Source organism: Paenibacillus uliginis N3/975, assembly GCF_900177425.1.
Classification (GTDB): Bacteria; Bacillota; Bacilli; order Paenibacillales; family Paenibacillaceae; genus Paenibacillus_AQ; species Paenibacillus_AQ uliginis.
This window is the reverse complement of the sequence record NZ_LT840184.1, coordinates 5,022,218-5,036,655: the sequence shown is the minus strand read 5'-3', so window position 1 is coordinate 5,036,655 and position 14,438 is coordinate 5,022,218. Positions and strand designations below refer to the sequence as shown.

Annotated in this window: 14 protein-coding genes; 10 read left to right on the top strand and 4 right to left on the bottom strand. The window is 47.8% G+C overall.

Annotated features, from left to right (window positions below):
• Nucleotides 1–70: 70 nt before the first annotated feature.
• The 5 genes from B9N86_RS23615 to B9N86_RS23595 all read left to right on the top strand — a co-directional run bounded on the left by B9N86_RS23615 (nt 71) and on the right by B9N86_RS23595 (nt 5,025).
• A complete protein-coding gene (locus tag B9N86_RS23615; protein ID WP_208915553.1) occupies nt 71–1,567 on the top strand; it encodes an ABC transporter ATP-binding protein in 1,497 nt (498 codons plus the stop codon).
• Nucleotides 1,564–2,631 carry an ABC transporter permease gene (locus tag B9N86_RS23610; RefSeq protein ID WP_208915552.1) on the top strand — a complete coding sequence of 356 codons (1,068 nt, stop codon included), beginning with the start codon at nt 1,564–1,566 and terminating at the stop codon, nt 2,629–2,631. Before B9N86_RS23615 ends, B9N86_RS23610 begins: the two co-directional genes overlap by 4 nt.
• On the top strand, nt 2,615–3,538 hold the full coding sequence (locus B9N86_RS23605) for an ABC transporter permease (protein WP_208915551.1): 924 nt from the start codon (nt 2,615–2,617) through the stop codon (nt 3,536–3,538). Before B9N86_RS23610 ends, B9N86_RS23605 begins: the two co-directional genes overlap by 17 nt.
• A gap of 85 nt (nt 3,539–3,623) precedes the next feature.
• Entirely contained in the window at nt 3,624–4,298 is a 675-nt protein-coding gene (locus B9N86_RS23600; RefSeq protein ID WP_208915550.1) for a sulfite oxidase-like oxidoreductase, read from the top strand.
• A gap of 1 nt (nt 4,299) precedes the next feature.
• Nucleotides 4,300–5,025 carry a nucleoside phosphorylase gene (locus B9N86_RS23595; RefSeq protein WP_208915549.1) on the top strand — a complete coding sequence of 242 codons (726 nt, stop codon included), beginning with the start codon at nt 4,300–4,302 and terminating at the stop codon, nt 5,023–5,025.
• Nucleotides 5,026–5,186: 161 nt separating this feature from the next.
• Here B9N86_RS23595 and B9N86_RS23590 read toward each other — a convergent pair whose 3' ends face one another.
• The gene (locus B9N86_RS23590; protein ID WP_208915548.1) at nt 5,187–5,411 is read right to left on the bottom strand and encodes a hypothetical protein; all 225 of its coding nucleotides are present in this window, start codon (nt 5,409–5,411) and stop codon (nt 5,187–5,189) included.
• Nucleotides 5,412–6,026: 615 nt separating this feature from the next.
• On the opposite strand from B9N86_RS23590, the gene B9N86_RS23585 reads away from it, so the two are divergent.
• From B9N86_RS23585 to B9N86_RS23575, 3 genes are read left to right on the top strand one after another with little or no spacing between them, the layout of a single operon-like run.
• A complete protein-coding gene (locus B9N86_RS23585) occupies nt 6,027–6,494 on the top strand; it encodes an RNA polymerase sigma factor (protein WP_208915547.1) in 468 nt (155 codons plus the stop codon).
• Nucleotides 6,491–7,699, top strand: a complete 1,209-nt coding sequence (locus B9N86_RS23580; protein ID WP_208915546.1) for a hypothetical protein — start codon at nt 6,491–6,493, stop codon at nt 7,697–7,699. The genes B9N86_RS23585 and B9N86_RS23580 overlap by 4 nt, the downstream gene beginning before the upstream one ends.
• A gap of 25 nt (nt 7,700–7,724) precedes the next feature.
• Nucleotides 7,725–7,916 carry a hypothetical protein gene (locus B9N86_RS23575; protein ID WP_244562823.1) on the top strand — a complete coding sequence of 64 codons (192 nt, stop codon included), beginning with the start codon at nt 7,725–7,727 and terminating at the stop codon, nt 7,914–7,916.
• 152 nt (nt 7,917–8,068) lie between these two features.
• On the opposite strand, the gene B9N86_RS23565 is transcribed toward B9N86_RS23575, so the two are convergent.
• Both B9N86_RS23565 and B9N86_RS23560 read right to left on the bottom strand, forming a co-directional pair.
• Nucleotides 8,069–9,007, bottom strand: a complete 939-nt coding sequence (locus tag B9N86_RS23565; protein WP_244563164.1) for an IS3 family transposase — start codon at nt 9,005–9,007, stop codon at nt 8,069–8,071.
• An 11-nt stretch (nt 9,008–9,018) separates the two neighbouring features.
• Complete coding sequence (locus B9N86_RS23560; protein WP_208915544.1) at nt 9,019–9,336, bottom strand: transposase; 318 nt, start codon at nt 9,334–9,336, stop codon at nt 9,019–9,021.
• A 349-nt stretch (nt 9,337–9,685) separates the two neighbouring features.
• Here B9N86_RS23560 and htpG point away from each other — a divergent pair, with 349 nt between their 5' ends.
• Entirely contained in the window at nt 9,686–11,566 is a 1,881-nt protein-coding gene (htpG, locus tag B9N86_RS23555; protein WP_208915543.1) for a molecular chaperone HtpG, read from the top strand.
• Nucleotides 11,567–11,662: 96 nt separating this feature from the next.
• On the opposite strand, the gene B9N86_RS23550 is transcribed toward htpG, so the two are convergent.
• Nucleotides 11,663–12,289 (bottom strand): DUF3298 and DUF4163 domain-containing protein, encoded by a 627-nt coding sequence (locus B9N86_RS23550; RefSeq protein ID WP_208920679.1) that lies wholly within the window; start codon nt 12,287–12,289, stop codon nt 11,663–11,665.
• Nucleotides 12,290–12,572: 283 nt separating this feature from the next.
• Here B9N86_RS23550 and B9N86_RS23545 point away from each other — a divergent pair, with 283 nt between their 5' ends.
• Complete coding sequence (locus B9N86_RS23545; RefSeq protein WP_208915542.1) at nt 12,573–14,279, top strand: amylo-alpha-1,6-glucosidase; 1,707 nt, start codon at nt 12,573–12,575, stop codon at nt 14,277–14,279.
• The last annotated feature ends 159 nt before the right edge of the window (nt 14,280–14,438 follow it).

Here is a 14,438-nt window from a genome sequence, read left to right as displayed (position 1 = left end):
TCTCTACCCTCGACCGGCTGTCCATGGCAGTCGGTCTTTCATTAATGAGTGAAAGGAAGGAAGAACTTCAATGCTACTCCAAATGGACAAAATAACGAAGAAGTATGGTGAGTTCAGTGCGAACCGGGGCATCGATTTTTCACTCCGTGCCGGAGAGGTGCATGCAATTGTCGGCGAGAACGGAGCGGGGAAAACGACGCTTATGCGGATATTGTACGGAATGGAGCAGCCAACGTCCGGTTCCATCCGGTTGAACGGTAAGGAAGTTACCTTCTCCAGCCCGTTAGATGCCATCCATCACGGTATCGGGATGGTACACCAGCACTTCATGCTCTTTCCTTCCTTTACGATAGCCGAAAATATTGTGATCGGTAACGAGCCAGGCTCCTCAGCTAGGTTCGACCGGAAGCAAGCCGTAAAAATAGTGGATGGGCTCTGTGATCAATACGGGATGAAAGTAGACCCAAGAGCTGTTACAGGCAGCAGTGCTCCGGGTATTCAGCAGCGTGTTGAAATTTTAAAGGTGTTGTATCAGGGTGCCGAAATTATTATTTTGGACGAGCCGACAGGCGTACTTACACCGATGGAAGTGCAGGAGCTGCTGCAGGCCATCAAGCTGCTCACGAAGCAGGGGAAAAGTTTTATTCTGATCAGCCACAAGCTGAATGAAGTGTTAGACGTGGCTGACCGCATAACCGTACTTCGTGATGGAGCTGTTACGGGAACTGTGGAGAAGGGCGAGACGGATGCGAATCAGCTGTCCGGCATGATGGTCGGGCGAGAGCTTGCAGAGCTGAAGAAGAACCCGGTGGACCCCGGTGATAAAGTGCTTGAGGTTTCTGACGTGACCATTCGCGGAACCAAAGGAAAGCCGGTGCTGGATGGGATCAACCTGGCGGTGCAGGCAGGTGAAGTTGTTGGCATTGCTGGCATATCCGGCAATGGTCAATCGGAGCTGCTGCAGGTAATATCGGGACTCATGCAGCCGGATCAAGGACGGATTACGCTCGGAAGCACTGACGTCACAGGAATGTCGACCCGCAAAATACGTGAACACGGTCTTGCCCACATACCGGAAGACCGATATGTATGGGGAGCGAATCGGGAAGCGACTGTTCTAGATACCGGACTGATGGGACATCATCGCCGTTTGCAGCAGGGCGGATTTCTTAAGCTGAAAGACATCCGTTCGCTGGTGTCCGGTTGGGTAAGCAAGTTCTCGATCAAGACGGGCTCCTTAGAGACAAGCACCCAGTATTTATCGGGGGGGAACCTGCAGAAACTCATCGTAGCGAGGGAGCTGGAGCAGGGGACGCCATTTTTAATAGCAGCCGAGCCTACTCGTGGTGTCGATATTGGTGCAATGGAGACGATTCATGGCGAGCTTCTGAAAAGGCGGGATGAGGGTACGGGTATCCTGCTTGTGTCGTCCGAATTAACGGAAATATTAAAGCTGTCTGACCGGGTTCTGGTCATGTATGAAGGGCGGATCGCAGGCGAGCTACCGGCGCAGGAAGCCACGGAAGAAAAGCTGGGTCTGTTGATGGCAGGAGGAAGTATTCAATGAACAAACTAATGAAATATGTTTCTCCGCTTCTTCAGCCGATTGTGGCTGTTATTGTCGGCCTTCTCGCTGGAGCGATTGCTATTGTCATCGCGGGCGGGGACATCATGGAAACTTATGCGGAAATGTGGAAAGGGGCATTTGGCGGGTTCTATTTTCTGACGAATACTCTTTCAAGAGCTACGCCTATTATTTTGGTCGGTTTGGGTGCCGCCTTTGCCTTTCGGGCTGGATTTTTCAACCTCGGCTCTCCGGGACAGATGATATTCGGCGCGTTAGCGGCCGCACTGGTCGGATTGTACATGCCGGGACCGGGCTGGCTTGTCTGTGTAGCCGCCCTACTGGCGGGCATCATTGCGGGCGGCTTGTGGTCGGTGATGGCTGGTTATTTTGACGCTAGATTTGCGGTTAACCTGCTCATATCCACGCTGCTGCTGAACTATGTAGCAGATTTGTTTGCAGGCTATCTCGTTGCTTACCCTCTGAAAGATACATCGGGCTCTGCAGCCATGGCGCAGTCGGCGATGCTTGAGAACCAGGTATGGCTACCGAAGCTATTCTCAGGCATGCCGCTTCATATCGGATTTGTTTTTGCGGTGATCGCTGCCGTGGTGATCTATGTGTTGCTGAAGCGTTCCGTTGCAGGGTATGAAGTCCGTATGCTCGGCGGCAATCCGCTGTTTGCCTTGTACGGCGGCATTAAGCGAGGATCTATGATGATCGGTGCGATGTTTGTCAGCGGCGGACTTGCCGGGTTAGGCGGCGCAGTTGAAATTCTTGGCTCACAGTACCGGTATATCGACGGCGCACTGACTACGGCCGACTACGCATGGACGGGTATTATGGCGGCGCTGCTCGCCGGATCTCATCCAATCGGTACGCTGATTTCAGCCATATTTTTGGCCGCACTACAAACGGGCGGAATGGGCGTTGAACGAAACACGGAGGTACCTCTCGAAGTGGGCGCTATTATCCAGGCCGTGCTTATCCTGTTTATATCCGCGAGGTTCACATACAGCTTCCTGAAGCGCAGAAAGGGGAATAAGTCACATGGAACAGCTGTTTGATCTTGCTCTGCTGAATACGGCCCTCCGTGTTCTTACTCCGATTTTGCTCGCAGCGCTTGGGGGAGCCTTGTGCGCACGTGTAGGATTGTTTAATGTCGGCTTGGAAGGATTTATGCTGCTGGGGGCTTTTGCAGCGGTAGTAGGCAACCATTTTTTCGGAAACGTCATATTAGCGATCCTCTTTGCGATTATGGTCGTCTCGGTCTTTTCCTTCGTATTTGCTTACTTGGCGATCAATCTGAGAGCGAACGTCATTGTTGTCGGGATTGCGATGAACGCGCTGGCGGCTGGCTTGACCACCTTCAGCCTGCGGGCGATTTTCGATGTGAAGGGGGCTTTTTATGATAAGGAGATGGTCGGTCTTCCCAAATGGAACATTCCGATTATTGAGGACATTCCTGTCATTGGTCCTATCCTTTCCGGTCATACACCTCTGGTGTATTTGGCGTTCATCATTGCTGGCTTGATGTGGTACTACTTCTACCGCACGAAAAATGGGTTCCGCTTCCTAGCTTCCGGAGAAAACTCGCTTGCTGCCAGCAGTATCGGTATTCGAGTACCCCGGTATCAATATGGGGCGGTATTAGCAAGCGGTGTGCTGTGTGCGCTGGCTGGCGCCCAGCTGTCTCTCGGCCAGTTGACGATGTTTACGGAAGGAATGACCGAAGGGCGCGGATTTATCGCGTTGGTGGCTACCATGCTTGGACAGTCCGGTCCGCTCGGCGTAACGGCGGCAAGCCTGCTGTTCGGTTTTATGGAGGCGGTCAGCATCCGTTTCCAAGGTTTGGCGCTGCCGACACATTTCACTCAAATGCTGCCGTATGTAGTTACGATTGCAGTGATGTTTTTCTTTAAAGACAAGAGCTTCCTAAAGGATGCGCAAAAGCAAAGTTCGAGCTCCAGATAGCAATCGTACGAACGTACACGCCTGAACCTCAAAGAATAGAAATTCATAAACGTACGGATCGACCAGCCGGAAGGAGATGAATTCCATGCATAAAAAAGCGGAACGGCTCAAGAAAATGAAGCCGGTGCCTGCCGCGAATCTTACAGAGGAGCAGCGCGCCAAGCTGCCGCCTGGACAAGCACTGACGGAGAAGTTTCCGATTCTCCATGAAGGAGAAGTGCCTCATTATGACCTGTCCGAGTGGACGCTTGAGGTATTTGGAGAGGTTGAAGAGAATCGGACGTTCACCTATGAGGAACTGATGGCGTTGCCGACGGTGACGGTTGATTGTGATATTCACTGTGTTACCCGGTGGTCGAAGTTCGACACAAGGTGGGAGGGCATCTTGTTCAGAGATTTCCTGAAGCTGCTGAAGGTGAAGCCGGAAGCGAAATACGTCATGTTCCATGCGGATCCGGATTATGATACGAATGTGCCGCTGGAGGACTTGATGAAGGATGATGTGCTTATGGCTTACCGCTTCAACGGCGAGCCACTGACGGAGAAGCACGGATGGCCGCTACGGACAGTCGTGCCGCACCGGTACTTTTGGAAGAGCGCCAAATGGCTGCGCAAGATTGAATTCATGAAGGAAGACCGCCCGGGCTTCTGGGAGCAGAATGGCTTCCACAATGAAGCCGATCCTTTTGAGGAACAGCGGTTTAGTGGAGAAGCACTACCAATACCCGAAGATGAATGGACACGTAAGGAGTATGATTAATATGTTGATGCCAATATTGCAAGTAAACTCAGAAGACATTCCTGAATATGCAGTCGTCTGCGGCGACCCGAAGCGTGCGGAGGTTATTTCAGGCAAGTTGGATGACGTACGTGAGCTGGCGTTTAGCCGTGAATACCGGACATTTGTCGGAACGTACCAAGGCGTGAAGCTCGCGGTCACAAGCCACGGTGTCGGTTCGCCCGGTGCAGCTGTTTGCTTCGAGGAACTTATTCGTGCTGGTGCGAAGACGTTGATCCGAGTCGGTACCGCGGGCTCTTACCATGCAGATATACCTGCCGGGAGCCTTGTGGTCAGTACGGCTGCTGTACGGACTGATGGGTTGACCCGTCAGCTTGTGCCGGATGGTTTCCCGGCGGTAGCTGACAGTGAAGTTGCGGAGGCGTTATACGAGTCCGCACTATCGATTGGTGAAGGCGTGGTCCGCAAGGGAATTACGGTCACGCTGGATGTATTTTTCAACGGTGTTGAGAAAGTCCCGCATCAGAAATACAAAGCGGCTGGAGCACTCGGCGTTGAGATGGAAATAGCGGCATTGTATGTTGTTGCGGCGATCCGGGGCGTTCGAGCTGGCGCGATTGTGGCGATGGACGGCTTTGCCGATGCAGATCTTGCGGCAGAGTACGATCCAAACACGAACGTTGTTGCAGATGCTGTGGAACGCGAGATTAATGCTGCATTGCAGGCGGTTGTGAAGCTGGCGAAATAGGCAATCCTGCCGGCACTTTAAGATACAAACTCGTATAAGAGGCCGTCCCAAAAGTATAAACTTTTGGGCGGCCTCTTTTTATTCCCATGTGGCCCTTCAGTTTTAGAATCGTTTCCGTCCCCCTGTGAAAAGTGACAATAAAGTTATATGATTTTTTTGCTTTAGAACATTTGAACAATCCCACTCACAATAGAGACGATACCTATTACCGTACAAATCAAACCAGCATTTATTTTGCCCCCAGTTCCCTTTGTTCGCTTGCCAGTGAGAAAGAAGACAATTCCTAAGATGACAAGCACAATTCCCAAACCAACGTTAAAAATATAAAGCTGTGATGAAGCACTTTCAAGTGTATTATCAATAGCCTTTTCAATTCTTTGTTCCATTTACTCTATCTCCATAAGATTTATTTTGTGTGTCAGATTTATCGAAAAATACTTGAAGTGCGTGTTCAAAAAGGTCGGTTTTCAGCACCGAAGCTTATGCTTCCGATGTGCGTTTTTTCAAAACGCTTGAGTTGGATGAAGCTAGGGACTGAGGAGCGGAGCTACACGTTTTCGTAGAAAACGTCTTCGGAAGCATCAGCTGTTTTGGGTACGTGAGCACCGGAAGGACCGGCTGAATTCAAGATTCGATGCCGAGCCCACTTCCTGATTCACTTCGTGATCAAAAGCGGACTTTTTGAACAACCTCTTGAAGTGGTATTTACCACAGTATTACACCCTTAACGAAGCCAAAAGAACAGCCGAAACAATTGTATTAGGAACACTTTAATTCTCCTCTCACTGTTAAGATAAATTTATTCTAATTCCTAAAACTCACTTATTTCATAATAGATCCTTAAGAATTTCTTACTTTACTCACTATTTTTTGCACAGCATCACAACATTCTTCTCAATAACCTTTACATGTGAAATTTTTTGAAAATAAATCCATCAGTTCGTCTTCGTCAAACGTTATATTAACAGGAACGACAAAACGTAAAGTTGAGAGGTTGGCTAATGGAAGTATGTGATCTTTACGAAAATCTGAAGGCTGATGTATACCGATATGCCAGATCGCTTGCGAAACATGAGTTCGAAGCTGACGATCTAGTGCAGGATGCCTTTATGAAGGCAATGAATGAATCAAAGCTGGTAGACCTGCCTGTACACAAGCAAAAGGCCTGGTTCTTCAGAGTTATCAAAAATCGCATGATCGATATTAGCCGGCGGGAAAGGCGGCTTGTATCGTGGGAAGAAGATCTAGATCTGGCCGTATTTCCTACTCCAAGCCACAGTATAGAAATGACAGAATGGCTCGGCCGCCTGCCGCAATCACAGAGTGATATCGTGTTTAAACGTTACTGGCTTGGCATGTCCAGTCAGGAAATCGGGGAACAGCTCGGAATTCCAGCAGCGACAGTCCGGTACAAACTGCAGACAGCAATCAAGAAGCTGAGGAAACTATGGGAGGATGATATGAGATGAGTAAAGTGATTGGCAATGTTGGAATGTTGGATCTTACACAAGCAACCGAGGAGAGCGTAAAAAGCATTGAACGGATTGGAAACGTTGGGATGGTTCTATACCGGGCAGAGACGGCTCACCTGCTGACACTTTTGAAAAATGCGGGCAATATCGGCAAAACGCTGGAAATACCCAAGGATCATCGTTACTACAATGGCACGCTGCATCTAAATGAGGAATATTTTAAGCTCTTGGAACAACCGGAGAATGTATTTGTTAACGGTGTGGTTATGATCGATCAGCATGTAACATTGGAGACATTCCAGAAAGGACAGCTGCATCTGGTTGTGAACGGAGAAGTCTATACTCCGCAGCATCTGGCCGGCGCTGTTACGGCATCACTTCTTAAAGTAGGAGGAGCCAGTGTCGAAATTCATACGTATAAATCTTTACCACGCTTTGAATCGGGGAAGTTCCAGCTGACGAACGCCTACTTAGCTTCCGCTAGGGAACCGATACATTTGGTTGTAAACGGAGTGCTGCAGTTCGACAAGGATCTGGATATGGAACAGTTTGCAACTCTAACGGATTGTCTCCGGATTAATGGAAAGGCGATTATTTATGAAGAGCAGTCCCCTTATTTCTACGATAAAATACAGGCCATTAACGGGCTGGTTCAAGTCATTCCTGCGGGATATCAGTATTTGACTAAGTCTCTTCGACTTAATGCCCGTTCCATCCGCCGTTTTAAAAATCAAAAATTTTACACGAAACACCCTATTCTTATCGAAGCCGATGTGTCTCGGGAAGCCTTCAGCAGTGCGATTGCGGAGATTCAGTCCTCCTCATTTATTATTTGCAGCGAAGACGTAGAGGATCTGGTGTGGGAGCGCTGCCCTGATCTAAATACCGAAATTGTAAGTTATGAGCATACTTATGTGTTCGTTGATGGTGAGGAAACGTGGTCGAAGGAGCAGCTTTTGGCCATGGAGCATCCTGTCAGTTTCATTGTTGATGGAACACTGAATATAGACGACGATGTGACAGAGGAAGTGCTGAAGAATACATTGCAGTCTCTTGACCTATTTGGCGAGGTGATGGTTGCGGATAAAAGAATGAAGGGTGTGTTACACCCGTATCTTAGAACCAACACAGGCATGATTAGAGTGAAGGGAATGGGTGAAGAGCCGGCGGGCATTGGTAATGTAGGAATGCTATCGCTATAAAGGAAATGAGGTGTGAGCCTTGTATATGAATAATGAAGATCTAGCTAAACAGTATGCGTACGATCGCCTACAGGAATTGGAACGATGCCGGTTGCTGCAGGAAGCGCGTCTTCCCCGCAATGAAACTGCTGCATCAACAGGCGTTGAGGGGATATCCGGAGGGAAATGGAGATCATTACTTGAGACCATCATGATGATGGGAAGAAGAATGCTATAGTATAATTGTTATTTATTGGGGGTGTTCCAAAAAGCCGATTGGCCTGGGACGCCCCCTGTCTGTTGTAAAGACGCTACGTGTACGAATCACATGCGTTGCTTTCCCCGGTAAGCCCCGGGCGGAGCGCATTAGGACTGGAATTCTGCTATTTGCTACAATCGACGAGTTTTACAATCGTTACGGACTGAGTGGACCTCTGTCAAGAAAGTGGACACAAAAATAGCGTGATTTTCAAGAAACTTCTTTCTTGTAAAATTGTTCTGCAAATCGAACTGGAGAAAGGTAACCCAGCGAACCATGGATTCGTTTTCGGTTATAAAAGAATTCAATGTACCGAAAAATTTGTCATAGGCTTGCTGCCGTGTTTTAAACTTTTTACAGTAAATAAGTTCTTTCTTTAACACGCTGTGAAACGACTCAATGCAGGCATTGTCATAACAATTCCCTTTGCGGCTCATACTCGCCTGCATATGGTAGGATTTCAGTTTGGCACGGTATTCATGGGAAGCATACTGGGTTCCACGATCAGAGTGATGGAGAAGTCCTTTTCCTGGTTTTTTGGTTTTATAAGCATCTTCGAGAGCACCTAGGACAAGATCTTTGGTCATACAGTTTTCTAAACGCCATCCTACAATTTCACGGGTACAAAGATCCAATACACTAGCTAAATAAAGTCGCCCTTGCCGACATGGGATGTAAGTGATATCTGTAACCCACACTTTATTAGGCTCACTAACGTGAAATTCCTGGTTCAAGATGTTGGGCGCAATGGGTTGATCATGGTTGGAATCCGTAGTCTGGACCCTGAACTTTTTAACCACACAGGAACGAAAATTCATTTCCTTCATGTATTTCCCAACAGTGCGCTCTTGTATGTCATAGCCCTCTTGTATAAGCAAATACGTGATCTTAGGGCTCCCGTAGCGACTCTCCGAATCATGATAATGGTATTCGATACGCTTTTTGATGTCAGCCTTTCTCAAGGCTTGGTTGCTAGGGCTTGCTGTTCTCCATTTGTAGTAGCCGCTCCGGGAAACGTTCATCACAACGCACATCTTCTCCACTCGAAACTCGGAGCGATGATCTTCGATAAACTGGAACTTCAGTTCGGTTCCTTGCTGAAGATGTGCAGTGCTTTTTTTAGGATCGCCAGTTCCTCCTGAAGATCCTCAATCTCACGTTCTTTAAGTTTGTTGGCCTTTTCTTGTTCTTTCAGCTGTTGCTGTAGCTCACGGACTTTTTCGGGCGCTGCAAGGGGCTCTTGGTCAAATTCCCGGTATTTTGCAATCCATTGATTTACCGTACTTTTTGGAATATTGAGCTCGACACAAACATCTGCTACAGACTTGGTCTGTTCCTGAATGTATTTCACCGTCTGTCTTTTGAATTCTTCATTGTAACGCTGCCGTTGTTCCCCCATCTAGGACACCTCTTTCTTCGTTAAGTATATTATCCCGTGTCTCTTAACGCTGTGTCCACTTTTTATTCTAGTTCTAGAGAATCCGTTATTTCTTCAAAACATACCCGATTCCTCTTGAATGGGCACAAATAACGGCCTTTCAGTCCGTTAACTTACTCTAATAGATGAATTTGCTCCATATAACGGAACGTGAGTCCGCTCGCATTTAAAAAGCAATAAAAAAGGGAGGAGCGAATCACCCCCAACATATTGACATTAAAAAATATAACGTGTTAAATAAAAGGAGTGTTGGCACTCTCGACATGGGAGTGCTAAAAAAGATCATTTACGTTTGAAGGGAGATTCATCCATGGCTAAAAAGGAATTCAAAGCGGAATCTAAACGATTGCTGGAAATGATGATTAATTCCATCTATACGCAGAGGGAAATTTTTCTCAGAGAACTGATTTCTAACGCAAGCGACGCCATCGACAAGATCTACTACAAAGCACTCACTGACGATAATTTGGTGTTTAATAAAGAGGACTATTATATCAAGGTAACGGCGGATAAAGCGAACCGCACGTTGACGATTACCGATTCAGGAATCGGGATGACCCAAGAAGACTTGGAGAACAATCTGGGGGTTATCGCGAAGAGTGGTTCCCTTGCCTTTAAGAGTGAGAATGAAGCTAAGGACGGCCACAATATTATCGGGCAATTCGGTGTCGGATTCTATTCGGCCTTTATGGTTGCGGATGTAGTGACCGTGACAAGTAAAGCATTAGGCAGCGATGAAGCGTTCAAGTGGGAATCTACGGGAACCGAGGGTTATACGATCGAGCCTTGCGAGAAGGATTCCGTAGGTACGGAGATTGTTCTGAAGATTAAAGAGAACACAGAAGACGACCAGTACGATGAATATCTTGAGGAGTATCGCTTAAAAGCCATTATTAAAAAATATTCCGATTTTATCCGGTATCCGATCAAGATGGATATCAAAGGCCAACGGCCAAAAGAAGGCACCGAGAACGAATTCGAGGAGTACCAGGAAGAGCAAACCGTTAACAGTATGGTTCCGATCTGGCGCAAAAACAAAGACGAGCTGACAAATGAAGATTACGAGAATTTTTATGCTGAGAAACGCTATGGCTTTGATAAGCCGCTGAAGCATGTTCACATTAAAGCTGACGGCGCGGTCGTATACAATGCGATTATGTTCATTCCGGAAAACACTCCATTCGATTATTACACGAAGGAATATGAGAAGGGGCTTGAGCTGTATTCCAACGGCGTTCTGATTATGGACAAGTGTGGAGACCTGCTTCCGGACTACTTTAGCTTTGTTAAAGGTATGGTGGACTCCGAAGACCTGTCACTGAACATCTCGAGAGAGATGCTGCAGCATGACCGTCAGCTGACGATGATCGCTAAGAACATCAAGAGCAAAATCAAAAGCGCTCTGCAAAGCCTGCTGAAAGAAGAAAGAGAGAACTACGAGAAATTTTATCAAGCATTTGGCAGACAGCTGAAATTCGGTGTGTATAATGACTATGGTCAACATAAAGATGTGCTTCAGGACCTGTTGCTGTTCCACTCTTCCAAAGAGAAGAAACTGGTCACCCTGGACGAGTACGTATCGAGAATGCCTGAGGATCAGAAATACATTTACTATGCTTCCGGTGAATCCATTGAACGGATTGAGAAGCTCCCGCAGACCGAGATGGTGGCTGATAAGGGGTATGAAATTTTGTACTTCACCGATGACGTTGATGAGTTCGCGATCAAGATGCTGATGACTTATAAGGAAAAAGAATTCAAGTCGGTATCGAGCGGTGACCTTGGAATTGAGCCGGATGCGGATGATAAACCAAGCGAAGCTGAAGAAGGCGAGAACAAGGAGCTGTTCGAGTCGATGAGCGGCATTTTGGGCGGCAAGGTGAAGAGTGTCAGAGCATCCAAGCGTCTGAAATCCCATCCGGTATGTCTGACTGCTGAAGGCGATCTAACCATTGAAATGGAAAAAATCCTGAAGGCGATGCCGAACGGACAGGACGTTAAAGCGGACAAAGTGCTGGAAATTAACATGAACCATGAGGTGTTCAAGTCATTGAAAGACGCCCATCAAGGTGATCAGGAGAAATTGGCGCTGTACACCAACCTGCTGTACAATCAGGCGCTGCTAATCGAAGGTTTGCCGGTTTCAGACCCGGTAGAGTTCACGAACGATATTTGCAAAATCATGGTGTAAAAAGATCGTATAAGCGAAACTCAATAAACCAGACCCCGAAGGGTCTGGTTTATTTTTTGTTCGAAAGGCCCGTTGACCTGAGACATCCCCTTTCATTTATACAACAGCGGCAGCCAAAATCATGAGCGGGCCGTTCTCGGCAGCAATACTCTGGAGGGAGTACACCGAGATCGGGAACATCGGAAATCCAACATAGTAAGGGGTAATTGCATAGAGTGGATAAAAGATAACAAGCGATTTGTCGGCCAGATAAAAATCCTGGCTGGGCTGGACGGCAATGACGTTTCCTTCTAAGGTAGGAATGTTCCGTTCTTTGATCTGCCGATTAACATCAGCAGTCAAGAAGGCCAAATAGTTTGACCCCGGACGGAACAAGTCGGACAGGTTATACGATTGACCTGTTCGGGTAGAGAAGGTCAGCGCTTTGGCAACTGTGTAACCATGGGCCATCGGTATAGAGTAAGTATAATTACTCAGCAGAAGACTGAGAAGGCCTCTCTCATTCGTTTTGATCTCAAAATGTCCGGTTGTTTCCGGGTTCGTACCCGTCTGTACACCCTGCTGGATGCGCTGCATTTCTTGAATCTGAAGGATAATTGCCCGGTTAATCCTCTCCTCGGCTTGACGGTTGGCAAGCCCGGTTACCTGCGGGTACTGAATGACGGTACCGGGAGCACTATAGGTAAGAGTCCGGATTTCGACCGGCGGTTCATAGTAGGTCATCATATTCGCTCCATTTCACATCAGATACATTAGCCTATTCCTTCAAGAATCACTCGGTGACATATATTAAATATGAAAAGGAACCGGAGTTTGACGGGAACTTGTTCGGCACAAGACCACGAATCTGATAAATTACCACCATCTGCCTAACAAAATGACACCTCCACCTTTCCTTCAAGAGTGCTGCTAACAATATTCCTTCTCCCATAAAACATCATGCCGTTCCTATTCCTTCATGAGAGGGCTTACAATGAAAGCGATACCTCAGTGAAGGAGACGGCTTATGAATTTTGATCTGAATATCGTACCTTTTAGCAGAAGAGAATCCTTTCTGGCGGTTTCCCTCCTGCCTGAAGGAAAGGACCGGGAAAAGGGGCTTTACCTGCGTTCTGTCCGCGGAGGGGATGACAAGTTTGGCGAGGCATTTCTTATTGAGCTGTTGGGCCGGCAGAACGAGCCGGTTTCATTTGAACCGCAGGCTTCACCTGAAATTATCAGGTTAATATGTTCTGATCCGGATATGCACGCCGAAATTTGCATACCAGATTCTCGAACCGTAAGGTTCCGTTCGGAAGGATGCGGTATACGGCTTACTTTCTTCCCGGCAGCTTATGATTATGCTTATGAAGCAGATCAAAACAGCTGGGAAGTGAACAGTTTTACGCATGGCTGCCGGTTTATGCTTACTCGGCTTTCAGGTCTAATGAACATGGAAGTCGAATGGAACGAAATTAAAAGTTCACGCGTTGCGGCGGAGTTCACCGTAGAAGCCGGGACCAATATAGTAGAGTTCGCCGTGGAGGAGTTTATTACGGTTAAGGAGCCCAGGATCGAATGGGAAGCCTTTGACGATGCCATCCAAAAGGTCCAACAGGATTATGCAGGCTGGCTGAAAAATACCCTCACCGTACCCGATCGCTGGCAGGAAGGCAGGGAACTGGCAGCTTATATCACCTGGTCCTGCCTTGTTCCAGCCGAAGGCTGCTTGACCCGTCCTGCAATGTACATGTCGAAAAACTGGATGACCAACATATGGAGCTGGGACAACTGTTTTAATGCAATGGCACTCGTCCGCCACAACCCGGAGTTGGCCTGGGATCAATTCATGATATTTTTTGATCGGCAGGATGAGAGTGGTTTGATTCCCGATTTTGTAAATGATAAATACGAGCTTTGGAACTGCAACAAACCACCGATTCACGGTTGGACCTTGTCTTGGATGATGAGTCGGACTGATTTTATTAAGGAGCCGCAGCTTCGCGAAGTCTATGGCCCCTTATCCAAATGGACGCGGTGGTGGTTCACTTATCGGGATAGTGACGGCGACGGAATTCCACAGTATAACCACGGCAATGATTCGGGATGGGACAACAGCACGGCGTTTAATAACGGTATCCCTGTAGAAAGCCCTGATCTTGCTTCCTTTCTTATTCTTCAGATGGAGATTCTGGCCGAAATCGCCGGATTGCTTGGCCTGTCGGAAGAGTCCAAAGCGTGGAGACAGAAAGCTGACGATACGCTTGAGGACATGATCAGACATTTTTGGAAAGACGGCAGATTCATAGCCTGCCGTTCAGGAACTCATGAGGTGTCGGAAGGAGACAGCCTGCTGCTGTTCGTGCCGATCTTACTGGGGCGTCGATTGCCGGAGCATATACGAACCGCCCTTCTAGAAGGACTTAAGGACGAGAACCGGTTCTTGACAGATAACGGCTGGGCAACTGAGAGTGTAAACAGCCGTTATTATAAACCTGATGGCTATTGGCGGGGGCCGATCTGGGCACCATCCACGATGCTGCTTGTCGAAGGAGTAGCTGCGGCCGGTGACTTGGAACTCGCGAGAGAGGTTTCGGATCGTTTCTGCCGTATGCTCAGTCTCAGCGGCATGGCTGAAAATTTTGATGCTGTGACCGGAGCGGGGCTTCGGGACAGAGCCTTCACCTGGACTTCAAGCGTGTTCTTGATTCTTGGACATGAATATACAATTTGACCATAATGGAGATGCACTTCTTCTGCAGGCGTTTTTTCGCCTTGCAGGAGAGGTGCTTTTCCTGTTTTCCAGTTGGCGCCTAATTACAACCGACTTTTTGGTGTTTATAATGAAAGCGTTAACAAACCTGAGGCGGTAATGGTCAAGGAAGTAAAGAGA